The following is a 24,655-nucleotide window of genomic DNA, read 5'->3' as shown; positions in this document are numbered from 1 at the left end:
GTGCTGGCGAGCGGGAGGAGTTTGCCGGGGCGCCGTGAGACGACTGGCGGATTGACACCTTTTTGCGCGATCCCTACACTCGGCCCGCTGCGCTGGGATTGATCATCCGTCGGCGCGAGCCGAGCGCAAACTGCTGCGCAGGGGAGGCCTACATGGCTTGCATGAGCGAGCGGATGGACTGGGCGCGGCGCCGCATCGACGTCGGCGACGGTCACAGCGTGGCCGACGCCGGTGGCTTAGGGCACCGGGCGTAGCCGAGGTGTGGCTGCTTGAGCTGACAGGCGATGACTTGCTCATTTTTCCGCGTCGCAGGGGGGAAGACGCGGGCCGTGCCCTTTTGACTCCTCAGCACATCGTGACGGGAATGAACGCCAAGCAAAGGAGCCGTACATGCAAGCGCAACCGCAACGCCCGACCGGAGCCTTCATCGGCGCATCGTGGGCAGCCCTCCTGGTGGGTGCCATCGCCTACCTGACGGGCCTCTGGAACGCCGACATGGCGCTCAACGAGAAGGGCTACTATTTCACGGTCCTCATGTACGGCCTGTTCTCGGCCGTCTCGCTGCAGAAGTCGGTGCGCGACCGGATCGAAAGCATCCCCGTGACCGCGATCTACTACGGCCTGTGCTGGGTTTCGCTGCTCCTGGCGGTGCTTCTGCTCACCGTCGGGCTGTGGAACGCCACGCTGGTGGCCTCCGAGAAGGGCTTCTACGCGATGTCCTTTCTCCTCAGTCTGTTTGGCGCCGTCGCCGTGCAGAAGAACATCCGCGACCTCGCGCACTTCAAGGACGAGCCGCCCCTGCAGAGCGCGGCGACGCTGCCGGACGATTGAGGTCGCGCCGTACGAGGCCACTGGTCCGGGTCCGGCGGATTTCACAGGCAGCCTTGTCGTGAGAACGCCAGCCCTGGGCTGAGGCCCATCGTTGCCTCGCGCAGCGCCCGCGAGTCGTGCCCGTATCTCGCCATCTCTGTCTACTCCTTATCGCCCTCTGTTTCGGATCCTATCGAGGCGACAACTAATCTGACACAGAGGGGGAGCGGGCAGTGACCTTGGGAAGGACGACGGAAGGCGCGCTCTGACGATCGCCGTGGACGCCCCACAGCAGGTGCACACAATGGGCGCTCCGTCAAGGCGCTGAGCAAGACCTGCTCGAAGCAGCTCGGTTCTATCGGCGCGAGGCCGGCGCGAAGATCGCGAACCTCTTCATCAGAGAGTTCCAGCGTGTCGCCGAGGTGGATCGCCGTCTTCAGGCGGACGCCCAGAGCCAGCAGGTGGCTGGTCTTCGTCCGCGCCCGGGCGAATCCATCAGGCGGGCATGAACATAGAAGAACTTCGTCTTTGCGTGGCATACTGCAGCGGCTAAGCTTGGTAGTCGCGTGCTTAAGGAGTCGTGGCAGGGCAGCCGATCGTGGCAACCTGCCATCCCCACAACCTTTTTCGCCCCAGGAGATCCGCATGTCCAAATGGTATGCAGACAATTCCCTGTCCATCGGCCGTACACCGCTGGTCAAGCTCAATCGAATCGCCGACGGCGCACCGGCGAGCGTCTTCGCCAAGATCGAGGGCCGCAACCCCGCCTATTCGGTCAAGTGCCGGATTGGTGCGGCGATGATCTGGGATGCCGAGCAGCGCGGTCTGCTGGGCCCGGGCAAGGAACTGGTCGAGCCGACCAGCGGCAATACCGGCATCGCCCTCGCCTTCGTCGCGGCGGCACGCGGCATTCCGCTGACCCTGACCATGCCGGAAACGATGAGCATCGAGCGGCGCAAGTTGCTGGTGGCCTATGGCGCCAGGCTGATACTGACCGAAGGCGCCAAGGGCATGAGTGGCGCCATTGCCAAGGCGGAGGAGCTCGTCGCTGCCGACCCGGACCGCCATGTGCTGCTGCAGCAGTTCAAGAACCCCGCCAACCCGGCGATTCACGAGAAGACCACCGGCCCGGAGATCTGGGACGACACCGACGGCGATATCGATATCTTCGTCTCCGGGGTCGGGACCGGCGGTACCATCACGGGCGTCTCGCGATACATCAAGAACATCCGTCGCAAGCCCATCCTGTCGGTGGCAGTCGAACCCTCCGCCAGCCCGGTGCTCACGCAGACGCTCGCGGGCGAAACGCCGAAGCCGGGGCCGCACAAGATCCAGGGGATCGGCGCCGGCTTCGTGCCGCAGGTGCTGGACCTCTCGCTGGTCGACGTCGTCGAGCAGGTCTCGAACGAGGAGGCAGTCGACTACGCGCGCCGCCTCGCCCGCGAGGAGGGCATCCTCGCCGGGATTTCGTGTGGTGCAGCGGTCGCCGCGGCGCTTCGCCACGCCAGGAAAGCCGAGAACGCCGGCAAGACCATTGTCGTCGTGCTGCCCGACTCGGGCGAGCGCTACCTGAGTTCGGTGCTGTTCGATGGCATGTTCGACGCCACCGGCCAGGCGCTGCCAGGCGGTTAGAAGGCGACCCTGCGGCCACCATGCTGCGCCACCGCCAGGCGAACGGGTCGACACCCGGGGCCGTGGCGGCCACGTCGGCCGGATGCCGGCGCGCCGCGGCGGGCTGGTGGAGCGCCTCGCCACACCGCGGGCGGGCGAGCCAGCCGCGCCACCACCTGCCCCGGCTCGCCGTCCGTCGCTGCCAGAAGGCGGCCCCGGCGCGCGACGCCGATCCGCTGGCGCAGCCGCCACCGGGTTTTCATCCGATCGGCGACTCGCCTGTGCGAAGCGGGCTGCAGCCTTTGCCAGACGGCAAGGCCGTCCCGTGTCACTGCCGGGCGATCGTTGCCCGGCCCGCATCAGTCTGCCCTCCCCTGCCGAGAAATCCGCCGCCATTCGAAGCCAACACCCGCCGGGTACTTGCGCAGACGATCGGCATCGTTGACCTGGCCCTGCCACAGCCCTGAAACGGCAAACGGGCGGCGAACAGACTGTCGGAGCCGCGACCGAACTCGATCAGGGCGTTGCAAGCGGCGTTGCGGGCCGCGATGCCGGACTCAGGATGCTGACCGCAGCTTCGCATTCGCGTCGAAAGCGCTGCGCGCGGCGGTCGGCACGCATTCGCCCCGCGAGCAGCAACGGAGCAAGGAACGGTCTGGTGGCGAAGCTGCGACCACCCGTGCCGCAGCGGAATGAAGAAAGGAAACGAGTCATGCAAGAGGCAGCCAGGCGACAGTCTGCGAGCGAAGTGATCGCACTTCCCGGCGCCCAGCCGATCCGCATGTGGACCGAAGGCGTTCCGGTCGAGGATGAGGCACGTCGGCAACTGATCAACACGGCGCGCCTGCCGTTCATCTTTCACCACCTCGCGGTGATGCCCGACGTCCATCTCGGCAAGGGGTCGACAATCGGCAGCGTCATCCCGACACGCGGTGCGATCATTCCCGCGGCCGTCGGCGTCGACATCGGTTGCGGCATGATCGCGACGCGTACGACGCTGAACGCCGCCGACCTGCCCGACAACCTGCATGCGCTGCGGACGGCGATCGAGCAGGCGGTACCGCACGGGCGCACGGTCGGCCGCGGCAAGCGCGACGACGGGAGCTGGGAGAACCCTCCGGACCTGGTCAACGCGCTCTGGCGCGAGCTGCTGCCCGGGTTTCAGCGCATCGTCGCCAAGTACCCGCGTCTCCAGTCGACCAACAACCACAAGCATCTGGGCACGCTCGGAACCGGCAACCACTTCATCGAAGTCTGCCTGGACGAGGCCGATCGCGTCTGGTTCATGCTCCATTCCGGCTCGCGCGGCGTCGGCAACGCGATCGGCAACACCTTCATCGAGCTCGCGCAAGCGGACATGCGGCAGCACCTGGCCAATCTCCCCGATCGCGATCTGGCATATCTCGAGGAAGGCAGTGCGCATTTCGACGACTACCTCGAAGCGGTCGGCTGGGCGCAGGACTACGCGCGCCGTAACCGGCAGGCGATGATGTCCAACCTGATCGCGGCAGTGCGCAAGCTCATCACCCAGCCCTTCGGCATCGATCTGGAAGCCGTCAACTGCCATCACAACTATGTGCAGAAGGAAACGCACTTCGGTAGCGAAGTCTATGTCACGCGCAAGGGGGCGGTTTCCGCCCGCCGCGGTGAACTGGGCATCATCCCCGGCTCGATGGGCGCACGCAGTTACATCGTGCGCGGTCTCGGCAACGAGGAATCGTTCTGCTCGTGCAGCCACGGCGCCGGACGCAGGATGAGCCGCAGCGAGGCCAAGCGACGGTTCACCATCGCCGACCAGGTACGTGCGACCGCACACGTCGAGTGCCGCAAGGACCAGGCGGTGATCGACGAAATCCCGATGGCGTACAAGGATATCGACGCCGTCATGCAGGCGCAGCGCTCGCTGGTCGAGATCATCCACACGTTGCGGCAGGTCGTCTGCGTCAAGGGATGAAGGCACTCATCCTTGACGGCAGCCAACGGCCATGACTGTCGAGACACCGGTGATGATGCAAGTCATGACCGTTCCCCTCATCCCCGAGCCTTCTCCCGCGTGCGGAGGGGGGCAGATGCCAGAACCGCGCGCCGGCGTCACGCTGGGCTTCCCGAGCTTCCGGCAGGGTGATCAGATGACGGCGGCGACGACGCGTCCGAGCAGCAGCCCGGCGACGACCAGACAGAGAACGGCAAAGCCCTGCTGCAGGCGCTCGCCGGCGAGGCGCGCCGCGAGCAGGCGGCCGAGAAGCAGACCGGCCATCGCGCCGGCGGCGAAAGGCAGGGCAAGCTGCCAGACGATACCGCCAGCCAGCGCTGCCGCCCCGACGCCGCCGAGCGCTACCAGCGTCATGACGCCGAGCGAGGTGGCGATGACGCTCGCCGGTGGCAGATCCGAGTATCGGCCGAGCGCCGGAATGATGACGAAACCGCCACCGACACCGAGCAGGCCGCTGAGCAGACCGCTCAGCACGCCGGTGGCGCCGAGTACGCGCGCGCAGCGGAGATTCCAGTCGAAGCGTCCGACCGCCGGGTTCAGCCGACACGGTCTGTCAACCACCGCCGCTGCGTCACGCGGCAACGACCGCCTGCGCCACAACCTGCGCCCGCCCGTCCACGCGAGCAGCAGAGCGAAGGCCAGCGTCAGCGGCAGGTTCGGGATGCGATGTGCGAGCCACACCCCGACCGGCGCGGCCAGGATGCCGCACAGCCCGATCAGCCCGGCGGCGCGGTAGCGCAGGATGCCGCTGCGCAGGCCGAGCAAGGCACCCAACCCGGCGGCGAGGCCGACCGCCAGCAGCCCGATCGGCCCCGCCTGCTGCATCGGCAGGGCGAGACCGAAGACCAACAGCGGCACGGCGATGATGCCACCGCCGGCACCGGTCAGGGCCAGCACCAGGCCGACGGCGGCGCCGAGCAGCGGGGCGACGATGGCCTGGTCGATCGGCATGACTGCCTCAAAGGACATTCAGCGGGATCTTCAGGTAGCGTGTCCCGTTCGCTTCCGGTTCCGGCAGCACGCCGCAGCGCATGTTCACCTGCACGGCGGGCAGCAGCAGGACCGGTACCGCCAGCGTCGCATCGCGACGCCGCCGCAGTTCGACGAACTCCTCCTCGCCGACCCCGTCGTGCACGTGAATGTTGCTGCGCCGCTGCTCGCCGACGGTGGTGAAGAAGGCGTTCGGCCGCTCGCCGGGGGGATAGTCGTGGCAGAGATAGAGCCGGGTCTGCGGCGGCAGCGCGAGCAGCCGGCGCAACGAGCGGTAGAGGGCGTGCGCGTCCCCGCCGGGGAAGTCGCAGCGCGCGGTGCCGGTATCGGGCATGAACAGCGTGTCGCCGACGAACAGCGCCTGCTCGTCACCTTCGGAGAACAGGTAACTGAGACAGGCCGGCGTATGGCCGGGAGTGTGCAGCGCCGTGATGCGCAGGTTGCCGACCGCGATCGACTCGCCGTCGGCAAGAAGCCGATCGAACTGGCTGCCATCGGTGGCGAAACCGGATCCGAGGTTGAACAGTCCGGCGAAGAAAGCTTGCACGACCGTCACCCGCTCGCCAATGCCGGTCCGGCCGCCGAGTCGCTCCTTGAGATGGGCGGCGGCAGACAGGTGGTCGGCGTGAACGTGTGTCTCGAGGATCCACTCGACGCGGGCGCCGCTCTCGACGACGCGGTCGATCAGCCGGTCGGCATTGTTGGTGCTCGTTCGGCCAGCTCGTGGATCGTAGTCGAGCACGCTGTCGACGACGACGGCGCGCTTGCCTTCGCCATCGAAGACGAGGTAGCTGTTGCTGCTGGTCGAGGGATCGAAAAAGCCTTCAATGTGCATGCTGCTGCTCCCGGTTGAGCGCTGGCCATCGACCATCAGCCAACGCGAAACAATCTATTGACAAACATAATACTCTTCAACATAATATTGTCAAGTAGAACTTGTCGATGGGAGCAAAGCATGCACGGTACCCGCCTCGATATCGAGTCGATGCGCGCTGCGGCCAGCGAGGCGACGACCATCCTCGGCGTTCTCGCCAACACCAACCGCCTGTTGCTGATGTGCCAACTCAGTCAGGGCGAGAAGTGTGTCGGCGAACTCGAGGAACTGCTCGACCTCCACCAGCCGACGCTGTCGCAACAACTCGGCGTCCTGCGCAGCGCCGGGCTGGTCAACACGCGGCGTGACGGCAAGAAGATCCACTACTCGGTCGCCGACGCGCGGGTGCTCGCCCTGCTCGGCACCCTCTATCAACTGTACTGCCCGCAAGGGGGGGACGGAAGCCCATGATCACCATCGACTGGCTGCATTTCACCCCCACCAGTGCCTTTGCCGGTGGGCTGCTGATCGGTCTGGCAGCGGCGCTGCTGATTCTTCTCGAAGGACGCATCGCCGGCATCAGCGGCATCGTCGGCGGCCTGCTGCAGCCGCTCGCCAGGAACGACGTCGCGTGGCGGCTGGCCTTTGCGCTCGGGCTGGTCGCCGCGCCCCTGCTCTATCGGCTGCTGGCAGAGTTGCCGCAGAGCCGCATCGATGCCGACTGGGCAACGATCGTCGTCGCCGGACTGCTGGTCGGCTTCGGCAGCCGGCTTGGTTCAGGCTGTACCAGCGGGCACGGCGTCTGCGGGCTGTCGCGGCTGTCGCCGCGCTCGCTGGTCGCCACGATCGTCTTCATGGCAGCCGGTTTCGCGACCGTCTTCGCAGCTCGTCATCTCTTCGCTTAGGAGCCGCGCGTGAGCATCCTGATTTCCCTGCTGATCGGCCTCGTGTTTGGCTGCGGCCTGATCGTCTCCGGCATGAGCAACCCGGCCAAGGTGCTCGCTTTTCTCGATCTCGCCGGCGACTGGGATCCTTCTCTGGCGCTGGTCATGGCCGGCGCGATCGCCGTCGGCCTGCTCGCTTTCCGCATTGCCGGGCGGCGAGCGACCTCGCTGCGCGGCAAGCCGCTGCAGATGCCAAGCGCGCGCCAGATCGACCGCCGGCTGCTCGCCGGCAGCGCGCTCTTCGGGATCGGCTGGGGTCTGGCCGGGATCTGTCCCGGACCGGCTCTCGTCCTGCTCGGCACGGGTGCCGCCCAGGGCTTCGTCTTCGTCCTCGCCATGCTCGCCGGCATGGCCATCTTCACCGCCAGCGAGCGCCTGTCGCGCGCGCGTCAGGCAGAATCAGCCCCGGACCAGTGATCCGGGGTTCCCCTTGCTCAGGAGAGTTGCATGTATTCAGTAGATGTCGATGATTCGAAAGTGATTACGGTAAGCGGCGGCAGGCATCGGGCGAGCTACGCCGTCGATGGCTCGCAGATGAATCCGCTGGAGGCCTTCTACGCCGTCCTGGCGGGCTGCGCGGCCGTCTATGCGAAGAAGGAGTGCAAGGCGATGGGCATCCCTGCCGCCGGCATCAGGATCGGCTGCAAGCCCTTCGCCGGCCATGGCGGTCCGCTGACGCTGTCGCGCTTCCGCACCGAAGTCAGCTTTCCCGAGACTTTTTCCGCCGAACAACGGGAACGCGTGCTGCAGGCGATCAGCGAGTGCGCCGTGAAGAAGATCGTCCAGACGGGCGCCGAGATTGCCTTCTCGGTCAGCGAAACCGCAACCACCGCGGCAGCGGCCTGAGGAGGCCGAGCATGCAGTCGCCCATCGCCATCGCCCTCCTCGTCAGCTGCAGCCTGCCGGTCTGCGCCCAGGATCTGGCTGCGCTGAGCAGCGAAACCCGGAACACCGTCCTGCCGGTCATTCCGAAAGTCATCGCCACGATGCAGGAAGCCGTGACGAACGAGGGGGTCGCCGGCGCGATTCCCGTCTGCAAGGACCTGGCACCGCAGTTGATCGCGAAGAAGCGCGCCGAAACCGGCTGGGACATCCGGCGCGTCAGCCTGAAGACGCGCAACGCCGAGCGCGGCACGCCGGATGCGTGGGAAGCGGCACGACTGGCGGACTTCGACCGCCGCGCCGCCGCCGGCGAGAAGCCGGAGACGATCGAGGCGAGCGAGATCGTCTCGCTCAACGGTCGTCCGGTGCTGCGCTACATGAAGGCGCTGCCGGTCAGCGAGGTCTGCCTCGGCTGCCACGGTCCCGTCGACAGTCTCGATGCAGACCTGCGCCGGAAACTTTCCGATCACTACCCCGATGACCGCGCAACCGGTTACGCCAAGGGGCAGATTCGTGGTGCGCTGACGGTCAAGCGTCCGTTGTAAGCCACGACGCCGCTTCGCTTGGCGCCGCGAGACCGGCGCCGCCGGCCTCGCCCGCTGGCTTGGGTCAGTGACGCGCCGCGCGGCGGCGTTGCCCGGCCGCGGCAAGACCGAGCGCCGTCGCCAGCAGCGCCAGCGAACCCGGCTCTGGAACCGGTGCGGCTGGGTCACGGATCACGTCGAAGCTGATGTTGTCGATACCGATGTTCCAGTCGGTTCCCCACTCGATATAGGCCGTGCTCGCACCGGCAGTGCCGAGGCCGAAGCTCGAATGACGTGGCGGGGTGGCAAAGTCACCCTGCACGGTCGTTGGCGCGAAGCTTGCGGTCACTGGTCCAATTCCGGCGCCGATCGTCTGCGCGAGCAAGTCCACGTTGGGCCAGCCAGCCAGCTCGAACGACACCGAACTGATCAGCCAGCCGGGGTCGGCCGTGAAGCTGATCCGGGCGAGCGTGCCGTTGGTCGGCGTGAACGCGACCTTGTTCAGATCGCCGTAGTCGTTGTTCCAGAAGAGGAGGTAGTTGGTGGCGCCGCTGCTGCCGCCGTAGCTCACACCGACGCGCGCGTCACCGGCACCGCCGGCACCATGGTCACCGTAGGTGCCTGGGATGACATCCCAGTCGGCCAAGCTTAGGTTGTCGAAATCGATCGTGCCGGCGTGCGCGAGCGAGCTGGCGCCTGCAAGCAGCAGGGAAGCGAGCAGGGAGGAAATGGTTTTCACTGTTGTTGGCTCCGGAAAAGGTTGGCGGGAGACGGCAAGCCCTGCACCGCCTCCTTGCAGCAGCAGGCTTGCCGCAGTTGGCGGACAGGAACGCCGGCTGAACTGCAGCAAATACCGTGCCTGCACGATGATTCTGCTCCAAGCATCTGCTTTAATGAGGTCCACCAGCAGCCCCGGCACGGGTCTGGCCCTCCGCCTGTAAAATCGGCCGACATCGGGCTTTGCAGCGGGCCGCCACCCCGCAGCGACGGCAACTAGGAAACGCATGCAGCGGCTGCGTCGGCCAGACACGGAAAACGGCCCCCGGCTGGCGCCGAGCAACCGTGGACCAATTTGCCGCCCGAAAAGCCGCCGGGCGCTGCCGGCTCGCATGTCGCCGCAGCAACGGCTTCGACGCGACAGCCCGCCCTCTTCGCTCAGCGACCCGTCGCCACCACCGCCGCACCGGCTCGCGCAGCGGCCGCCATGCCCTCCGGCAGCGAACGGATGTGCAGGTCGCGCTGCGGGAACGGGATCTCTATTCCCCGCTCTTCCAGTGCGCGCGAGATTCCCTGGTTGATCTCGTGCTGCACGCGCATCCGCTTGTCGAGTGCGTCGACGAAGGCGCGAATCTCGAAGTCGAGCGAGCTGTCGCCGAACGCCACCAGGAAAACCGACGGCGCCGGATCGGGCAGCACGTCGGTGTGGCCGTGCACGACCTCGAGGATCACCCGCTGCACGAGCGCGATATCGCTGCCATAGCCGACGCCGATCTTGATCAGCAGACGGATGATCTGGTTCGACAGCGTCCAGTTGACGACGTGGCCGGTGATGAACGACTTGTTCGGAATGATCACTTCCTTGTTGTCGAAATCGATCACCGCGGTCGCCCGCGCGCGGATGCGCGCCACCTTGCCGGACACCTCGCCGACGGTCACCACGTCGCCGATGCGGATCGGCCGCTCGGCGAGGACGATCAGCCCGGAGACGAAGTTGGCGACGATCTCCTGCAGGCCGAAACCGAGGCCGACGCCGAGCGCGGCGACCAGCCACTGCACGTCCTCCCAGCCGACGCCGAGTAGACGACTGGCAGCGACGATGCCGCCGCCGGCGATCGCGTAACGGGTCATCACGGTGATCGCATAGGTGGCGTCGGCCTGCATGTCGAAGCGCCGCAGCAGCACGATGTCGAGCAGTGCGCCGATGCGACGGACGACGACGACGGTGATGACCAGGACGACGATCGCCAGCAGCAGGCGGCCAACCGTCAGCGCGTGCGTCACCGCCTTGCCGCCGACCGTTTCGGTATAGCTCCACAGTTTGTGATCGGTGATCACGCCAAGCGTCGCCACGGCGTCGCGCCATACCCACCACAGCCCGCCGACCAGCAACAGGGTGACGACGAAGTCGAGCAGCGAGCGCGTTTCCTCGCCCAGCGCGGCGAGGTCGAGACGCAGCCGCTGCCCCCTGTCGGCGTGTGCTGCCAGCGCACTCCCTGATTCCCCCGCAGCCGGTGGCGCTCCCGCGCCACCCTCGACGACCGCCTGCTCGCGCGCGAGTCGCTGCCGCTGCATCTGGACCCACAACGCCATCAAGCCGTAGAGGACGATGGCGAGAAGGACGAAGAAGAAGGAATTGACCAGCCGGCCGAAGACGTAGCCGGCGGCAACGATGTAGCCGGCGAGCGCCAGCGCCGCGACGGCGCCAGGTACGCCGACGAAGCCAAGCAGCCACACCGGGCGCAGGCGCACTGCCCAGCTGCGCGGCGCAATCTGGCGCCAGCGGCGCATCAGCGCGCTGCCGGCACGGAGCAGGTGAAGAAAGAACAGGGCCACCGAGACGGCTCCCAGAGCGAGGGCGACGCGGCCGAGACTCTCTTCGTTGGCAAAGGGTGCATGCGCCGTTCCGTTCATCGCGGCGACGAGCATCAGCGGCACGAAGACGAGGGTCAGTGCGCGCAAGTCGCGCCGCATCGCCACCAGCAGGGTTTCGTCCCAGCCGAAATGGCGGGCGGCAACCCCGCCCGGGTCGAGCAGCCAGGCGGTGATCAGCAGGGCCAGCAGGAGCCGGCCGACGACGAGCAGCGCGTGTCCGAGCGCGCTGGTGAACTCCTGACTCTCGACCGCGCTCGCCAGTGGGCCGGCCGCCGTCCACATCAGGAGCGGCAGCGGCAGCGCCAGCAGGCAGGTGACCGCCAGTGCGCCCAGGGCATGCCGCAACCGGTAGCGATCGGCGGGCAATGCCGCCGGCGACAGCGCCAGCAGCAGGCGCCGCAGTCTGCCGCGCAGGAGCAGCAGGAGGCCGACCATCGACAGCGTTGCTGCCGACGACGACGGCATGCGCCCGAACTCGCTGCACAGCGCGTCGCCGGCCTCGCGCCAGTGGGCGGGCGAGAAGGTCCACAGCAGCGCCGGCGGGAGTTCGGCCAGCGTCCGTGCGCCCGGCGGGGCCGGCGTCCAGAAAAGCAGTTCGGTCAGCTTCACCCGCGCAGCGTCGGCATCCTCCAGCAGCGCGCTCGCTGCCTCGCCTGCCTCGTCGAGAGTCTTGCGCATCCTGCTCTGCTCCGCCGACAGCCGATGCAGCAGGTCGCGCTGCTGGCGCAGCGCCGCCGTCAGCGTGCGCAGCCGCTGCGCTCGTTCTTCATCGCTGACCGGCGGCGGTGCCTTCGCCAGCAAGCTCGCGCTCGCCGCATCGAGATCGTCGAGCCGGTGCAGTGCGCGCTCGACGGCGAGTTCGGAGTCGCTGGCGGCAGCGAGAAGCTCCATGCGGCGTTCCTTGCCGGCGGCGGCCTGTTCGGCGGACGGCAGCCCGCGCAGATACTCCCGGAGCGTCTCGGCGAATTCCTGCCCCAGCGCCTGCACGCTGGCGCGGCGCTCGACCCAGCGCATTCGCTGTTCGAGCTCGGCCTGATCGCGTCGCAGGTCGGCGAGCGCCTTGGCCGGTTCCTCGATGGCCTGGACCGTTGCAGCGATGTTCGTCGAGATCTGGTCGTTGCGTTCGGCGACGACGCGCAGCGGATCGACCGGCTGCGCCAGCACGGCGCTCGACAGCAGCAGGCACAGCCAGACCAGCCAGCGACGCAGGTCGGCCGTCGGGCGGCTGATCCCTCGTTGCCGCCGCCTCACAGGCCGCCACCCCAGCGGTATTGCCAGGCGATGCCGATCAGGTCGTAGTCGTTGCCGGTACGCGACGCGACACCCCTGCTGGCATAGATCTTGACGGAGTTGTGGAGATCGACGGGCAGTGCCAGCGTCGCGCCCAGCCGCCAGTTCCGCTGCAGGTCCGAAGCTTCGACCCCGTCGAGCGTCGTGCGACCGCCGGTGAAGTAGGTAGCGTCCAGCGAAGCCCAGATGCCGGCAGGAAAGTTGTAGATCGCGTGCCCCTGCAACGAGTAGATCGGAGCCTGCTGCCGCCTGTTGCCGCCGTAGAAGTCACTGTTGTCGGTGAACAGGGTGACTGCCGCCTGTGACTCGAGTGTCCACCTGCCGAGCGCCTTGGAAACCCCCACTTCCGGCTTGAACGACCAGCGGTTGCTGCCGAGGTTGACCACCCGCGGCGGGTCGTACTGGCCAGCCGGCGCCGATACCTGCAAGCTGACGCCGACGATCAGGTCCTGCCGGTACTCCGAGAACTCGCGCAGCGACAGCGCCGGCGCACCATGGAGATTGACCGAAAGGCGAAAACGCGGGTCGGCCAAGCCGTCGACGATGCGCTCGATCGGCTGCCCGCGCAGTTCGGCGTGTCCCGAAAGCCAGCTGTAGGGGAGGATGGCGTCGAACTTGGCCGACATGCCCGCGAGATCGAGGACCCGCGCGTAGGCGAGAACGGCGTTCGAAGTCCGCATTTCGGCGTTGCGGATCGGCAGTGAAGAATCGAAAGGGACGGCGCCGACCGTGTAGGCATAACCCGCGATCAGGAAGTTGACGCCGACCGGCGCGTTCGAATAGGCGCGCGGCTCGATGTCCTGCGCGCAGACTGGGCTGCTGGCGACGAGTCCGGCCAGCAGGGCGAGAAGACGCAGCGTTGAAGACGGCATTCGACCAGCGTCTTCTGCTCATACCGCTCCTCGGACGGCGTGCTAGTTCAGATCCTTGTCCTGCCAGAACTTCGTGCCGCGCACGGCGACTCCGGCCTGCAGGCCGTTCCTGGTCAACGTGTAGTAGGCACCACCGGGACCACCGCCACCGGCGACACCGGCCGACTTGCCGCTCGCTCCCGCCTGCATGCCACCTCCGCCGCCACCTTCCCAGCCCTTGCTGACGAACCACTCGAGTGACTTGGCTGAATCGAAGATGATCAGCGTCTCACTCTCCGCCAGTCCGATCTCGGCACCGGCACTCGCCTGCGCCATGGCCATGAAGGTGTCCTTGCCGGTCCGGTTGTTGTGCACCAGGCCCTTGCCGCCGGCACCACCGACGAGGAAGCTCAAGCCATAGGTGGTGAACACGGCGTAGCCGGGCGACTTAGCCACCCGCGCCCTGAGATCCGGCTGCGCGGTGTAGAACTTCTGAAGAGAAGCCTGCGTCACCTGCCGAATTTCGGCCTGTCTTGCTGCCTTGTCGTCAACCGCCGCGGCGGTGCCGGACAACAGGGACAGGGTGAGCATGGCGCAGAGAAGGATTCGGTACGTCTTCATCCAACAACTCCTTTCGCAAGTGGCCGGTCTGGCGGAAATCCGGGCATCCTATGCGCGCTGCCGGAGGTCGTCAATGAGTACCTGCGGCGCAGTGGCTGCGGCGGCTGTCGCGGCAGGATGAAGCGTGTATATACTGTTGCCCGCGATCGACCGGCATCGCCACTGGCGGCCGGCGGGGAAGCGCGGGACGCGGCCGTGCGCACGCCGCGACGACGGACCACGAGCACTGGGTTGCCAGGAGCGGGAGACCGAAGGGACGTGAACGCGACGCTGACTGATGCCGAAGGTGCCAGTACCGCAGGTTCGGCAAGGGAACTGGCCGCGCGGCTGCCCGAGCGCGGCTTCTTCTGGCTCGACCTGGCGAACGCCAGCGAGGACGAGTACGCCGCGGTGGCCGCCGCGCTGCATCTCGACGACAGCCTGAGTTCCTGGCTGCCGCGCTTTGGTCGATCGGCGCACCTCGAGTCGAGCCCACGATACCTGCGCATCTCGGCCTGGGCCGACGCCGGCGCGCAGGGAATCGTCGAGGGGCACATCCTCTACTCACCGGCCTGGTTGATCACCGCCTTCGACGGCGACGCACTGTGCACGGAAGCGGCGCGCCAACGATTTCGTGAGTTGCGCGACCGGATCGCCGTGGATCCCGGTTACGCGCTGCTCATCGTCCTCAACGAACTGCTGACGGGTTTCTACCCGCGCCTCGAGCGCGCCGACGAACTGCTCGACCGGCTCGAGGACCAGATCTTCCTCGATCCGGTCGCCGAGCAGTTGCTGAGCCTCGCCGATCTGCGCCGGGAACTGTCCTCGCTGCACCGGCTGCTGGTGCCGCTGCGTGATCGGGTGAAGAACGTCGTCACTTCGCTCGGGAGGTTTCCCGGCATCAGCGAGGAAGTGTGGCCCGCATTCCAGACCTACAGCGAACGCCTCGCCGAGCTGGTCGAAGTGATCGACGATTACCGTCAGCGTACCGCCGACGCGATGGAGGCTCATGCGGCGAACCGGGCCAACCAGCAGTCCGAACAGATCAATCGGCTCACCGTGATCTCCTGGGTGTTCCTGCCGATCAGCTTCCTCACCGGCTACTTCGGGATGAACTTCGACTGGGCGGTCAACCAGCTTCTGTCGACCCGCGATGCCTTTCTCCTGCTCGGCGTCGGACTGCCCCTGTTGTCACTCGTCCTGACCGTGCTGCTGTTCAAGAGCCTCGGCTGGCTCGGGGCTTGGCGCCGCAAGAGCAAGCATGCGAAGCGCAACCGCCCGGATTGGGTACGCCGCGCACGGCACCACCGGAAGCACCGTGAAGGCGACACGACGGCAACTGGCCGGCCAGCCAACGGGCGGTGATCGATCGCAGGTGGCACGCGATGGCGACCAGCGGTCGACCCGCTGCGGCGCCTCCGGCAGCAGGCGACCTCCCCGGAATCAGACCTGCGGCGTGTCGCCTGCCGAGGTCGGCGACGATGCCCCGGTCGCATCCTGCATGTGCTCCCAGGCATCCACGACGGCGCGCAGCGAACCGTAGAAAGCGTCGGCTCCGAAGACCGCCGTCAACCCATAGCGGTCGAACTGTTCGCGCACGGCCGGCGAGACATGCGCGAAGACCAGGCTGATCCCCTGCCCCTCGAGCAGCTTGCTGGTATCGCGCAACATCGCCGCGGCCGAGAAGTCCACGTCGCCGATCGCCGCCGCCTGTACGCACACGCAACGCAGCGGCACCTCGCCCCGGGCCTTCGCCAGTTGCAGCACCTCCTCGGCGAACTGGCCGGCGTTGGCGTAGTAGAGGCTGTTGGTGAACCAGTAGGCGAGCAACCCGGGCGCGATCTGACGCGCTTCGCCGAGCGGCACCGTCAGCCAGCCCTTGTGCTTCTTGTCCGCCGCGATGACGGAGTTGTTGCCGCGATAGCCGCGCCGCACGTGGTCGAGCAGCGACAGCACCATCGCCAGCAGGATACCCTGCTCGACGCCGACGACGACGACCGTCGCCGCCGTCAGCAGGGCCACCCAGAATTCGGCACGTGCCTGGACGTAGATTCGGCGCATGCCCTGGATGTCGATCATCTTCACCGCCACCAGGAAGACGATCGAGGAGAGCACCGCCGTCGGCAGGTGCGCCAGCGGCCCGGTGAGAAAGAGCAGCACCAGCAGGACGAGAACACAGGTGGTGAGCTGCGCGACCTGGCTGCGGCCACCGCCGCCATCGACCATGGCGGTGTTGGTCGGGCTGCCATTGACGATGAAGGTCCCCGACAGGCCAGCGCCGAGATTGGCCATGCCGAGGCCGACCATGTCCACGTTCTCGTCGAAGCGATCGCTGTACTTGGCGGCGTAGGCGCGCGAGGTGGCGGCGCTCTGCGCCAGGATGACGACAAAGCAGGCGAAGGCGATCGGCAGCAGCTTCTGCAGCAACGGCCAGCTCCATTCGACCTGCGGCAGGCCGAGCGTCGGCAGACCGCTCGGCACCGCGCCCAGCGTCTCCAGGTGGGCATCGAGAGCCAACGCCCAGCTGATGCCGATGGCGCCGACGACGGCGATCAGCCCGCCGGGGACGCGCTCCGAGATTCGCCGGCAACCGAGAATCACCGCCACGACGGCGAGCGAGACGCACACCGCGTAAGCATTGCTGTCGCCGATCAGCCGCAGGTCGTGGACGATCTCGAGCAGCGGGTCGTTGCTCGTTCGCTGCAGGCCGAGCATGCCCGACACCTCGAGCAGCGCCACCTGCACACCGACGCCGGTGAGGAAGCCGACGAGGACCGTGCGCGAGAGGAAATCGGCGAGAAAGCCGAGGCGCAGCACGCGTGCGGCGAACATCAGCACGCCGGCGATCAGCGCCAGCAGGCTGCACAGCGCCAGCCACTCGTTCGAGCCGCGCACCGCCAGGCCGGCGAGGCCGGCGGCGACGACCGCCGCCGTCGCCGAATCGGCACCCACCGACAGATGCCGCGACGACCCGAAAACGGCGAACAGAGCCATCGGGATGAGGATGGTGTAGAGGCCGGTGATCACCGGCGTGCCGATGATCTTGGTGTAACCCATGGTGCCCGGGATGGCGAGCGCGGCCAGGGTCAATCCGGCCAGGACATCGCGCGTCAGGCCGGCGCGATCGACCGGCAGAACCCCCTGCAGAACGGGTAGCCGAAAGCGCCGTCCTTCGCCTTGCTGTGTCATCGTCCCCTCGCAATCCATGTCGGCTCTGCCCCGCGGCGCCGGCCTTGCCCGTGCGCTGCCTCTGCGCCGCGCCGGCGGCGTGCTCCTGCGCCACTACCTCCCGCTGGCGGAAAGGAAACGAGAGCACCGTGGCGCGAGTATCTCCGCCCTGACCCCCCGGCGTCAAGGATCGAGCGCCGCCGTCGGCGTGGACGCAGGCGGTCTGCTCAGCGCATCATCGGTGCGGCAGGCGAACGGCGGGATGCGGGCGCTCGTGACGGCGGAGTGCGCAATATCTTGCTAACATGCCAGCCATGAAAGCCCATGCCCTCGTTCGCCGAAAGGAAGTCCGTGCCGACGGCAGCATCGTGGAAGTCGTCGTGTGGCAAGTAGCCGAACCCTTGGCCCCTTGCGAGCACCACTACAAATATCGTCTGGCCTACGTTGAGAACGGCCGGTGCGTGGTGCGCTACGACAACGAACTTGGCAAAGGCGATCATCGCCATATTGACGGCGTCGAGAACGAATACCGATTCCTCAGCCTGGCGCAGCTCTTGGCAGATTTTAGAGATGACGTGGAGAACCGCCAATGAAAGCAATCATCGAAATCAGCGCGCGTAACAGCATTTTCGACACGGCAATCGCCGACATCGCAACGGGCGGCAGCGCGGATTTTCATCTCAGCTTCGAGTCCGCCCGCCAGCTCTTCGCCGAAATCACCCCGGTCCGGCTCGACTTGCTGGATACCCTGCGCAAGAACGGCCCATGCAGCATCTACGCCCTCGCCAAGACCGCCGCCCGCAACCACTCGAACGTCCACACGGACATCGCCAGGCTCATCGATCTCGGGCTGGTCGAGCAGACCGATGGCGACATGGTCCACGTTCCGTTCGACGATATCGAAGTGCATTTTCGTCTGGCTCATGCGGCTTGATTTCTGCCGAAACAGGCAGCGCCGATCGATGATTCCCCAGCAGGCGGCTGCCGGCCGATCGGGCGGTGCCGTCCGCCGTGCTGCTCGCCGGCAAGCGAGCCTGTCCACCCGCGGACTGTCGGCGTGTGCATGGCTGCGCTGACCTCGTCGCCAGCGGGGACGACCCGGCGGCCGCCGACTACGCCGGCAGTAAGGGATGGCTCGGCGACGACTTCGCCCCAAATGAGTTCGACGCGGCGGCACATTCCCGACGGGTCGGCCGTTGCCGGGCACTCGTCCCGGTCGGCGGCTGCCGTCTACGCCTTCGCGCCGCGCTTGTTGGCGGCCTTGGCGGTGCCCGTGCGCTTCTCCTGCGCCGCCTCCGCGGCGTGGTACTTGGCGGCAATTTCCTGCAGGTTCACCCGCGTCGGCGGCGTCTTGAGTCCCATCGCTTCCATCGTGTCGACGATGATCTGCGAAATCGCCAGGTTGCGGAACCACTTGTGGTTGGCCGGGATGACGTACCACGGCGCTTCCTTGCTGCTCGTCCGGCTCAGCGCCTCCTCGTAGGCGGTGACGTAGTCCGACCACAGTTCGCGCTCCGAATAGTCCGACTCGCTGATCTTCCAGTTGCGCGCCGGGTCGTCGAGCCGCTGCTTGAAGCGGGCCAGCTGCTCGTCCGGACTGATGTGCAGGAAGAACTTGAGGATGCGCGTGCCGTTCTGCGCGAGCATCTTCTCGAAATCGTTGATCAGCGCATAGCGCTTCGACCAGACCGCCTTCGGCACCAGGTCGTGGACGCGCACGACGAGCACATCCTCATAATGCGAACGGTTGAAGACGACGACCTCGCCCTTCGCCGGCGTCCGCTGGTGCGCGCGCCAGAGGAAGTCGTGCGCCGCCTCGTCGGCGCTCGGCTGCTTGAAGCCGAAGACGCGCGTGCCCTGCGGGTTCATGCCGCTGAACAGGTGGCGCACGACGCCATCCTTGCCGGCCGCGTCGAGCGCCTGCAGGACGACCAGCAGCGACTGGCCACCGTCGGCGTAGAGCAGCGCCTGCAACTCGTCCATGCGCGCGACGTTCTTCTGCACCTCCGGCAGTGCCGCCTCGGCCGAAGCATGCGGCCCGCTCTGCGACGGATCGATCCTCGCCAGGCTGAGCTTCTCGCCCGGGGTGACCATGAACTGCTTGCGGTAATCCATCACTTACCTCCTCTCCAGACAGTGGGACCGGTTCGCCTCAGCCCGCGACGACGTGCGGCTGCAGCGACTGATTGACCAAAGTGGCGTGCTTCATGTGCCGCACCGTCCGGCAGCTGGCGAAGCGATCGTCGATCAACCGGGCACTGCCGGGAATGAACAGCCGGCGATCACTTCGGGAACATCCGCTGCACCTGCCCCCGCAACTGCCAGTTCGAGGCGTCATCGGGATGGACGACGTGGTAGCAGGCGGACAGCCGCCTGCTCACCGGTAGCCGGCCGAGTTGATGAACGGCTGGATCAGACCGTTGTGGTAGCTGCCACCCCGCTGGCTGCTCTCGGCCGTCGCTGGCGCTGCCATCAAGGTGCGGGCACCACGCGATAGTAGACCCCGTTCGCACCATACGCCGGCAGAAACCAGGTGTTGCCGACGAGGTAGTAGGTGGTGCCGAACTTCTGCACCACCGTCGCGCCGGCAGGCAGCGTCGCGTAGCTGGTTCCCATCGCGTAGGCGGCTGCCGTCGTCGCGCTGCTGGCAGCATAGCCGGAGGCATAGGCGTTGCTCGTCGCCGCCGCGGTATTCGCCGAAGCGACCGCCGCGCCGGCGGCGACACCGACGACGGCGCCCGCGGCTGCCGCACAGCCCACACAGCCGGTCGCCGGGTAATAGGCCACTGCCGCCGGCGGGTGATACGGATAGTAGGGAGCCGGCGGGCGGTAGGCCGCTGCGCCATCGGGGGCGACGTGATAGGCGCCGTCGCCGTAGCGGGCGGCGGTCGTCCCACCATACATGTTCGTGTGCTCGACGCCGTCGCCGTAGCGACCGGCGGTGCTGCCGCCATAGACGTTGGTATGCTCGGTGCCGCCACCAAAGGCATGTTCGGTGCTGCCACCCCAGGCGTTGGTGTGCTCGGTGCCGACGCCGGCGACGTGCTCGGTGCTGCCGCCGAAACGGTTGGCGCTGCCCCAGGCGGCCGCTTCGCCGGCCAGCAACAGACCCCCGGCGAGGCCACCCACCACGATGATGATTGTTTTCATGTCTGCCTCCCCTTACTGCGATCTGGCCGCTGCCGCGGCTGCCGGCTTCGCTGCCGGATGGGCAAACGGGATGGCCACCGCGCTGGCCGCCTTCGCCGTCGTGAAGTCGCTCGCTGCCACCACCGGGTCCACCTTCCAGTTCGACAGCTCCATCTGATGGCGCTGGCGCAGCGGATCGCGGCGATACACCGCACGCAGCATCCGCGGCAGCTTGTCCTCGGCGCCGATCCACAGCTGCATGAAGACCTCGTTGTTGGCGAAGGCCACCACCTGCGTCGTCGTCCCGCCGACGACTTTCGACTGGCCGACGACGAAGGCCGTGCCGAGACCGGCGGCGAGGTTGGCGTACGGGTCGGCGAGCAGCACGTCGGCGAACGGGAAGTAGATGCCGGCATCGCGGAATGCCACTTTCAGGGCCTCGTCGATCGTTGGCGGCGCAGCCGTCACGGCGACGAAGTTCTCGGCCGGCGAAAAGGCGGTCATCGTCTTGCCGTCGAGGTAGAACTCGGAGGCGGGGCCATCGCCGAGAGTCAGCACACGCAGCTTGTCTGGACGCTGCATGAGCACCTCGGAGATCGTCATGAACGCCAGTGGCGGCCCGAGGCGGCTCGGATGTTCATAGGTCACCTGCGCCGTGAAGGACAACGAACGTGCCGTCATCAGTCGCTCGCTCATCGCCTTCAGCAGATCGAGCGCGCGCTGCTCGAAGACCGGCTTGCCGGCAGCCGGGGCAGCAGCCTTCCTGCTCGTCGCAGCCGCGACCTTGGCCGGCTTGGCCGCCTGGCCGCCGACGGGATCGGCCGCCTGCGCCTGCATCCCAGCGACGAGAAAAAACCCGGCAACGAGCATCGCCGCCCGCCGCACCAGATGATGAAGATCGATCATCGACTCTCTCCGCAAAAAAAAAGAAACGGGTCCGCCCTGTTGCCGGTCCGGCAAAGGCTCAGGGAATCATCCCGCATTCGAACATCTTGTTGGCGATCGGCGCGGCCACGCGATTGATGAACTCGGTGCGCATCGCCGGATCGCTGCGCAGCATCTGCAGCACCTCCTGCTCGCGCGGCGACTTCGGCTCCGACCGCTGCACCCACAGTTCCTGGCAGCTCGCTTGCTGGTACTTCTGAACGACCCTGCCGGCAACCATGTCGAGAAGCGGATACTGCTGCGCCCAGGCGTAGCCGCCGGCGGCCGCTGCGGCGACCAGCAGAAAAACGGGAAGGATCTTCTTCATGTCATTCCTCCAATCGTCAATCAGACCGGCGGCGCAGTCGCCGCCCGGCGTCAGAACTTCCAGTTGAAATTGGCGGCCATGAACAGCACGCCGGTGTTGCGGTAAGCACCCTCGACGTCGCCACGCCCGCCGAGAAGGAGCGGCGCCTCGCCGCTCTTCTGCAGGTCGAGCGTACCGCCATGGACGTACTCCGCCGACAGCCCCCAGTTGAAGCTGCGGTCGACCTCGTTCTGCACGCCGACGCCGAAGCGCCAGGCGCTGTTCGCCGGCAGCAGCGGCGACTGGATGTCACCGCTCTGGAAAGCCGAGTCATAGGCGATGCCGAAATTCAGCAGCCAGGGTTGCGAGATGCGGTACTGGCCGCCGAGCGCGACGTGCCAGGTGTCCTTGAAATCGAGGTCGGTCGTCAGGCTGGCGGGATTCCGCGTATCGCTGATGCCGATGTCCACCTTGCCGAACTTCGACCACTGCTGCCAGCCGACGCTGCCGAGCACTGCCCACTGGTCATTGATCTGGTGGAAGGCGCTGGCCATGACGCCCTGCGGCACGTGGATGCCGAGGTCGAGGTTGGCGCGCTGGGCGCCACGGCTCGCCAATGCTGCCGCGAGGACCGGCGACAGTCCGGAGAAATCGGGACGCGCCGAGAAGTCGAGCTTGACCTGCGAATTCCACGTCAGCCCGAGACGGGTTGCCGGATCGACCTCGTAGAGAAGCCCCAGGTTCAACCCCCAGCCCCATTCGCGATCGCTCACCTCGAGCCGGCCATCGGGACGGCCGAAAGCTCCCGGATTGTTGATCGCCACCTGCTGCTTCATGATGCCGAACATCGCGTTCACCGTCGCGCCGAGCGAGAGCCGGTCATTCACCTTGTAGGCGATCGACGGCAGCAGCGACAGGCCGATCAGCGTGCCTTCCTGGCCGTAGTAACGCCCCACCCAGCTCGAATCGTACTTCACCGCCAGACCGAAGTTGCCGGCGGTACCGAAGCCGACGCTCAGGTCGGGCGTGACCTGCTGGGTGATGAAGAAGCTGCCGCCGGGAAACCAGCCGATCGGGTTGCCGCCCTCGTTGCTGCCGAGAGCCGGCGAGGTGCCGGCAGCGCGCGAGAAATCGACGTCGCCGTAGAGCAGCTGCGCCGCCGCCAGCACCTGCGTTCCCGCCAGACGGGTCATTCCGGCCGGATTGGTGAGCACCGTCGACGCATCCTGCGCACGCGCGCCGTAGCCCGCCGAAGCCAGGCCGACATCTGCCGTCCCGACCTCGTAAAGGCTGATGCCGCCGGCACTGGCTTGGCCGACGGCGAGCACGGACAGGCTCGCGACCATCGCCAGCCGTCTCGCCCGATTGCTCACGCGCGGCCGTCCGGCCGCCTGTTGGCTATTCCGCATCATTTCCCTCCCCCTCAGCCAAACGCGGCGCAAGCATAAACCGTTCACAACGCGAGCGCCACCCTGCCAGCGGCCTGGTACGGCTGCAGGAACTCGACCGCGCCATTGAAGATCAGGCCCATTCCCATCGCCGCAACGAAGAAGCCGACGATTCGCGTCGCCGCGTCGATCCCCTGCCGGCCGATGCGGCGCAGGATCGGCTTGGCGTAGGTCAGCGACAGGTAGGTCACCGCCATGCAGGCGACGATCGCCGCGCTGGCAGCAACGAAGTGCATCAGCTCTGCGGCCGACTGCTTGATCGTCGACGCCATGCTGATCAGCGTCGCGATGGCGCCCGGTCCGAACATGATCGGCATCGCCAGCGGCACGAAAGCGATGTTCCCTCCTTCTTCGTTGCCGCGCGGAATGATGCCACCGGACGCTGGCGGGTTGAAGAGGTCGAAGCCGACCCGCGTCAGGATGACGCCGCCGACCACCCGCACCATGCTCAACGGCACTTCGAAGACACGCAGCAGCAGCGTGCCGAATAGCAGGAAGAAGAAGCTGAGCAGCAGCGCGTACAGGCAGGCATCCCGCGCCACCCGCCGCTGCTCGTCGGCCGGCTTGCCGTCAATCAGCCCGAGATAGACCGGAATCGCCTCGAGCGGGTTGATGATCGCCAGCAGGGTCGTGAACAGGCTGATGAAGAGGCTGAGTTCGGGTGTCATCCGCGCTCCGCAGAAAGGGTGACAGTGACAGCAACAGATCCAGGCAGGCCCAGAGATCTCCGATCGCTGCGGGTGCTGCCCACCGTCGACGCAGAACTGATGGCAGGTGGCCGGGAACTGCCCTGAGGACGGTGCCACGTGCATGGCCGACCAGGTAGCCACACACCCGCCGCGACGCGCCGGCAGCAAGTCGGCTGGCGTAGCGCAGGGGCGAGTCTGCCACGGTTCGCAAACTGGAGTCCACAGCCTCGTCACGCGCGCCTGACTCCCCGCAGGCCGGCGACGTCGTTCGACCGGCGCAGCTTGTCGGAAAATCTTACAGATCGCCGGATCGAAAAGAAAAACAACTTATTAATCGCCATATTATCGCATGGCATCAAGTTTGCTTATTCCGAATGCGAGTAGTCCGCTGCGATCCCCGCAGCGCGCTCGATTCAATCGTTCAACAACATTCGGAGGTTCCCATGTCAGTTTCACATCGCGCCAAGTCCTCGCTTGCCGCCGCAAGCGTCGCGCTCCTCGGACTCATCGGCAGCTCGGCCCATGCGGCTCTGCCCCCTCTGGTCGCGCCCGCCTGCGGCGCCGGCGACATCAGCGGCGCCTCGTTCATCAGTTGCGCCGGCTACTACGCGGGCAACCTGATCAGCAACAGTCCCACCGACCAAGCCTCCGTGGACCAGATCCTCGCCAGCCTCGGCCTTCCCGGTACCGGCGGCACATGGATCGAGAAGCTGACCCCGCTCAGCGGCGCGACCTCGATCAACTTCAACATGCCGCTCAACGGCATCACCTACATCGGCATCCACCGCGGGGGCGGCACCACCGGCGAGAATGGCACGGCTTTCTACAAGCTCGATGCCGGCGCCGGCACCAATCTCGATGTCATCACCTACAACCTGACGGCATCGTCGAACGCGGCCCTCTACGCCACGGCGCCGGTACCTGAGCCGGAAACCTACGGCATGCTGATGGCCGGCCTCGGACTCGTCGGCTGGATGGCAAGGCGCCGGCAGCAGCAGCCCTGAGCGATGCGGGACGGCGTGCCTTGGTCGCCTGCCGTCCCCAGTGGCGCACCGCGCAGCACCAGGGCATCAGCCGCCGGCCCTTCCT

Annotated in this window: 25 protein-coding genes and 1 pseudogene; 13 read left to right on the top strand and 13 right to left on the bottom strand. The window is 66.9% G+C overall.

Translation table 11 applies throughout. From position 1 onward, the window contains the following. Positions 1–390: 390 nt before the first annotated feature. The 3 genes from yiaA (at position 391) to V5B60_RS14235 (ending at position 4,375) form a co-directional block, all read left to right on the top strand. A complete protein-coding gene (gene yiaA, locus V5B60_RS14245; RefSeq protein ID WP_332347679.1) occupies positions 391–831 on the top strand; it encodes an inner membrane protein YiaA in 441 nt (146 codons plus the stop codon). A 624-nt stretch (positions 832–1,455) separates the two neighbouring features. After that, entirely contained in the window at positions 1,456–2,442 is a 987-nt protein-coding gene (gene cysK, locus V5B60_RS14240) for a cysteine synthase A (RefSeq protein WP_332347678.1), read from the top strand. A 760-nt stretch (positions 2,443–3,202) separates the two neighbouring features. Then, positions 3,203–4,375 carry an RtcB family protein gene (locus V5B60_RS14235; protein ID WP_332350570.1) on the top strand — a complete coding sequence of 391 codons (1,173 nt, stop codon included), beginning with the start codon at positions 3,203–3,205 and terminating at the stop codon, positions 4,373–4,375. A 171-nt stretch (positions 4,376–4,546) separates the two neighbouring features. Here V5B60_RS14235 and V5B60_RS14230 read toward each other — a convergent pair whose 3' ends face one another. Together V5B60_RS14230 and V5B60_RS14225 are read right to left on the bottom strand one after the other, a co-directional pair. Further along, positions 4,547–5,383: a sulfite exporter TauE/SafE family protein gene (locus V5B60_RS14230; protein ID WP_332347677.1), complete on the bottom strand. Its 837-nt coding sequence runs from the start codon at positions 5,381–5,383 to the stop codon at positions 4,547–4,549. Then, the gene (locus tag V5B60_RS14225) at positions 5,373–6,239 is read right to left on the bottom strand and encodes an MBL fold metallo-hydrolase (protein WP_332347676.1); all 867 of its coding nucleotides are present in this window, start codon (positions 6,237–6,239) and stop codon (positions 5,373–5,375) included. Before V5B60_RS14225 ends, V5B60_RS14230 begins: the two co-directional genes overlap by 11 nt. A gap of 120 nt (positions 6,240–6,359) precedes the next feature. On the opposite strand from V5B60_RS14225, the gene V5B60_RS14220 reads away from it, so the two are divergent. The 5 genes from V5B60_RS14220 to V5B60_RS14200 are packed head-to-tail and all read left to right on the top strand — an operon-like array spanning position 6,360 to position 8,589. Then, positions 6,360–6,689, top strand: a complete 330-nt coding sequence (locus V5B60_RS14220; protein WP_332347675.1) for a metalloregulator ArsR/SmtB family transcription factor — start codon at positions 6,360–6,362, stop codon at positions 6,687–6,689. Next, positions 6,689–7,123, top strand: coding sequence for a YeeE/YedE family protein (locus tag V5B60_RS14215; RefSeq protein WP_332350569.1), 435 nt, complete (start codon positions 6,689–6,691; stop codon positions 7,121–7,123). The genes V5B60_RS14220 and V5B60_RS14215 overlap by 1 nt, the downstream gene beginning before the upstream one ends. Before the next feature lie 9 nt (positions 7,124–7,132). Next, positions 7,133–7,579: a YeeE/YedE family protein gene (locus V5B60_RS14210; protein ID WP_332347674.1), complete on the top strand. Its 447-nt coding sequence runs from the start codon at positions 7,133–7,135 to the stop codon at positions 7,577–7,579. Between the two features lie 30 nt (positions 7,580–7,609). Beyond that, positions 7,610–8,008 (top strand): OsmC family protein, encoded by a 399-nt coding sequence (locus tag V5B60_RS14205; RefSeq protein ID WP_332347673.1) that lies wholly within the window; start codon positions 7,610–7,612, stop codon positions 8,006–8,008. An 11-nt stretch (positions 8,009–8,019) separates the two neighbouring features. Next, on the top strand, positions 8,020–8,589 hold the full coding sequence (locus tag V5B60_RS14200) for a Tll0287-like domain-containing protein (RefSeq protein ID WP_332347672.1): 570 nt from the start codon (positions 8,020–8,022) through the stop codon (positions 8,587–8,589). A gap of 64 nt (positions 8,590–8,653) precedes the next feature. Here the strand turns inward: V5B60_RS14200 and V5B60_RS14195 are convergent, their stop codons facing one another. From V5B60_RS14195 to V5B60_RS14180, 4 genes are all read right to left on the bottom strand, one after another. Then, positions 8,654–9,487, bottom strand: a complete 834-nt coding sequence (locus V5B60_RS14195; protein WP_332347671.1) for a PEP-CTERM sorting domain-containing protein — start codon at positions 9,485–9,487, stop codon at positions 8,654–8,656. Positions 9,488–9,723: 236 nt separating this feature from the next. Next, on the bottom strand, positions 9,724–12,411 hold the full coding sequence (locus V5B60_RS14190; protein ID WP_332347670.1) for a mechanosensitive ion channel domain-containing protein: 2,688 nt from the start codon (positions 12,409–12,411) through the stop codon (positions 9,724–9,726). Beyond that, entirely contained in the window at positions 12,408–13,322 is a 915-nt protein-coding gene (locus tag V5B60_RS14185) for a transporter (RefSeq protein WP_332347669.1), read from the bottom strand. The genes V5B60_RS14190 and V5B60_RS14185 overlap by 4 nt, the downstream gene beginning before the upstream one ends. 42 nt (positions 13,323–13,364) lie before the next feature. Beyond that, complete coding sequence (locus tag V5B60_RS14180) at positions 13,365–13,922, bottom strand: YSC84-related protein (protein ID WP_332347668.1); 558 nt, start codon at positions 13,920–13,922, stop codon at positions 13,365–13,367. Between the two features lie 258 nt (positions 13,923–14,180). On the opposite strand from V5B60_RS14180, the gene V5B60_RS14175 reads away from it, so the two are divergent. Next, positions 14,181–15,266, top strand: coding sequence for a magnesium transporter CorA family protein (locus V5B60_RS14175; RefSeq protein WP_332347667.1), 1,086 nt, complete (start codon positions 14,181–14,183; stop codon positions 15,264–15,266). A 78-nt stretch (positions 15,267–15,344) separates the two neighbouring features. Here V5B60_RS14175 and V5B60_RS14170 read toward each other — a convergent pair whose 3' ends face one another. Beyond that, complete coding sequence (locus V5B60_RS14170) at positions 15,345–17,090, bottom strand: SulP family inorganic anion transporter (RefSeq protein ID WP_332347666.1); 1,746 nt, start codon at positions 17,088–17,090, stop codon at positions 15,345–15,347. A gap of 293 nt (positions 17,091–17,383) precedes the next feature. Between V5B60_RS14170 and V5B60_RS14165 the strand changes: the two genes are divergently transcribed. The 3 genes and pseudogenes from V5B60_RS14165 to V5B60_RS22270 form a co-directional block, all read left to right on the top strand. Beyond that, the gene (locus V5B60_RS14165; protein ID WP_332347665.1) at positions 17,384–17,662 is read left to right on the top strand and encodes a toxin-antitoxin system TumE family protein; all 279 of its coding nucleotides are present in this window, start codon (positions 17,384–17,386) and stop codon (positions 17,660–17,662) included. Next, positions 17,659–18,003 carry a MarR family transcriptional regulator gene (locus V5B60_RS14160; protein WP_332347664.1) on the top strand — a complete coding sequence of 115 codons (345 nt, stop codon included), beginning with the start codon at positions 17,659–17,661 and terminating at the stop codon, positions 18,001–18,003. The genes V5B60_RS14165 and V5B60_RS14160 overlap by 4 nt, the downstream gene beginning before the upstream one ends. 47 nt (positions 18,004–18,050) lie before the next feature. Continuing rightward, positions 18,051–18,227 (top strand): annotated as a pseudogene (locus tag V5B60_RS22270) (IS1096 element passenger TnpR family protein); the annotation flags it as partial. Positions 18,228–18,299: 72 nt separating this feature from the next. On the opposite strand, the gene V5B60_RS14155 reads toward V5B60_RS22270, so the two are convergent. From V5B60_RS14155 to V5B60_RS14130, 6 genes are all read right to left on the bottom strand, one after another. Then, positions 18,300–19,184: a polyphosphate kinase 2 family protein gene (locus V5B60_RS14155; RefSeq protein ID WP_332347663.1), complete on the bottom strand. Its 885-nt coding sequence runs from the start codon at positions 19,182–19,184 to the stop codon at positions 18,300–18,302. Between the two features lie 357 nt (positions 19,185–19,541). After that, entirely contained in the window at positions 19,542–20,219 is a 678-nt protein-coding gene (locus tag V5B60_RS14150) for a hypothetical protein (protein WP_332347662.1), read from the bottom strand. 12 nt (positions 20,220–20,231) lie between these two features. Continuing rightward, positions 20,232–21,104, bottom strand: coding sequence for a DUF2092 domain-containing protein (locus tag V5B60_RS14145; protein ID WP_332347661.1), 873 nt, complete (start codon positions 21,102–21,104; stop codon positions 20,232–20,234). 58 nt (positions 21,105–21,162) lie between these two features. Then, positions 21,163–21,450 carry a hypothetical protein gene (locus V5B60_RS14140; protein ID WP_332347660.1) on the bottom strand — a complete coding sequence of 96 codons (288 nt, stop codon included), beginning with the start codon at positions 21,448–21,450 and terminating at the stop codon, positions 21,163–21,165. Positions 21,451–21,500: 50 nt separating this feature from the next. Then, positions 21,501–22,841, bottom strand: coding sequence for an OmpP1/FadL family transporter (locus tag V5B60_RS14135; RefSeq protein WP_332347659.1), 1,341 nt, complete (start codon positions 22,839–22,841; stop codon positions 21,501–21,503). 41 nt (positions 22,842–22,882) lie between these two features. Further along, the gene (locus V5B60_RS14130) at positions 22,883–23,545 is read right to left on the bottom strand and encodes a MarC family protein (RefSeq protein ID WP_332347658.1); all 663 of its coding nucleotides are present in this window, start codon (positions 23,543–23,545) and stop codon (positions 22,883–22,885) included. Positions 23,546–24,009: 464 nt separating this feature from the next. Here V5B60_RS14130 and V5B60_RS14125 point away from each other — a divergent pair, with 464 nt between their 5' ends. Beyond that, complete coding sequence (locus tag V5B60_RS14125; protein ID WP_332347657.1) at positions 24,010–24,570, top strand: PEP-CTERM sorting domain-containing protein; 561 nt, start codon at positions 24,010–24,012, stop codon at positions 24,568–24,570. Positions 24,571–24,655 lie beyond the last annotated feature (85 nt).

This window comes from Accumulibacter sp. (assembly GCF_036625195.1).
Taxonomy (GTDB): Bacteria; Pseudomonadota; Gammaproteobacteria; order Burkholderiales; family Rhodocyclaceae; genus Accumulibacter.
The sequence above is the reverse complement of the archived record's forward strand: the minus strand, read 5'-3'. Positions and strand labels throughout refer to the sequence as shown.

Bases quoted from the DNA above. Each gene is read 5' to 3' on its own strand.
- yiaA (WP_332347679.1), top strand. From the start codon at position 391: ATGCAAGCGCAACCGCAACGCCCGACCGGAGCCTTCATCGGCGCATCG.
- cysK (WP_332347678.1), top strand. From the start codon at position 1,456: ATGTCCAAATGGTATGCAGACAATTCCCTGTCCATCGGCCGTACACCG.
- V5B60_RS14235 (WP_332350570.1), top strand. From the start codon at position 3,203: ATGTGGACCGAAGGCGTTCCGGTCGAGGATGAGGCACGTCGGCAACTG.
- V5B60_RS14230 (WP_332347677.1), bottom strand. From the start codon at position 5,383: ATGTCCTTTGAGGCAGTCATGCCGATCGACCAGGCCATCGTCGCCCCG.
- V5B60_RS14225 (WP_332347676.1), bottom strand. From the start codon at position 6,239: ATGCACATTGAAGGCTTTTTCGATCCCTCGACCAGCAGCAACAGCTAC.
- V5B60_RS14220 (WP_332347675.1), top strand. From the start codon at position 6,360: ATGCACGGTACCCGCCTCGATATCGAGTCGATGCGCGCTGCGGCCAGC.
- V5B60_RS14205 (WP_332347673.1), top strand. From the start codon at position 7,610: ATGTATTCAGTAGATGTCGATGATTCGAAAGTGATTACGGTAAGCGGC.
- V5B60_RS14200 (WP_332347672.1), top strand. From the start codon at position 8,020: ATGCAGTCGCCCATCGCCATCGCCCTCCTCGTCAGCTGCAGCCTGCCG.
- V5B60_RS14185 (WP_332347669.1), bottom strand. From the start codon at position 13,322: ATGCCGTCTTCAACGCTGCGTCTTCTCGCCCTGCTGGCCGGACTCGTC.
- V5B60_RS14180 (WP_332347668.1), bottom strand. From the start codon at position 13,922: ATGAAGACGTACCGAATCCTTCTCTGCGCCATGCTCACCCTGTCCCTG.
- V5B60_RS14170 (WP_332347666.1), bottom strand. From the start codon at position 17,090: ATGACACAGCAAGGCGAAGGACGGCGCTTTCGGCTACCCGTTCTGCAG.
- V5B60_RS14165 (WP_332347665.1), top strand. From the start codon at position 17,384: ATGAAAGCCCATGCCCTCGTTCGCCGAAAGGAAGTCCGTGCCGACGGC.
- V5B60_RS14160 (WP_332347664.1), top strand. From the start codon at position 17,659: ATGAAAGCAATCATCGAAATCAGCGCGCGTAACAGCATTTTCGACACG.
- V5B60_RS14155 (WP_332347663.1), bottom strand. From the start codon at position 19,184: ATGGATTACCGCAAGCAGTTCATGGTCACCCCGGGCGAGAAGCTCAGC.
- V5B60_RS14150 (WP_332347662.1), bottom strand. From the start codon at position 20,219: ATGAAAACAATCATCATCGTGGTGGGTGGCCTCGCCGGGGGTCTGTTG.
- V5B60_RS14145 (WP_332347661.1), bottom strand. From the start codon at position 21,104: ATGATCGATCTTCATCATCTGGTGCGGCGGGCGGCGATGCTCGTTGCC.
- V5B60_RS14140 (WP_332347660.1), bottom strand. From the start codon at position 21,450: ATGAAGAAGATCCTTCCCGTTTTTCTGCTGGTCGCCGCAGCGGCCGCC.
- V5B60_RS14135 (WP_332347659.1), bottom strand. From the start codon at position 22,841: ATGATGCGGAATAGCCAACAGGCGGCCGGACGGCCGCGCGTGAGCAAT.
- V5B60_RS14130 (WP_332347658.1), bottom strand. From the start codon at position 23,545: ATGACACCCGAACTCAGCCTCTTCATCAGCCTGTTCACGACCCTGCTG.
- V5B60_RS14125 (WP_332347657.1), top strand. From the start codon at position 24,010: ATGTCAGTTTCACATCGCGCCAAGTCCTCGCTTGCCGCCGCAAGCGTC.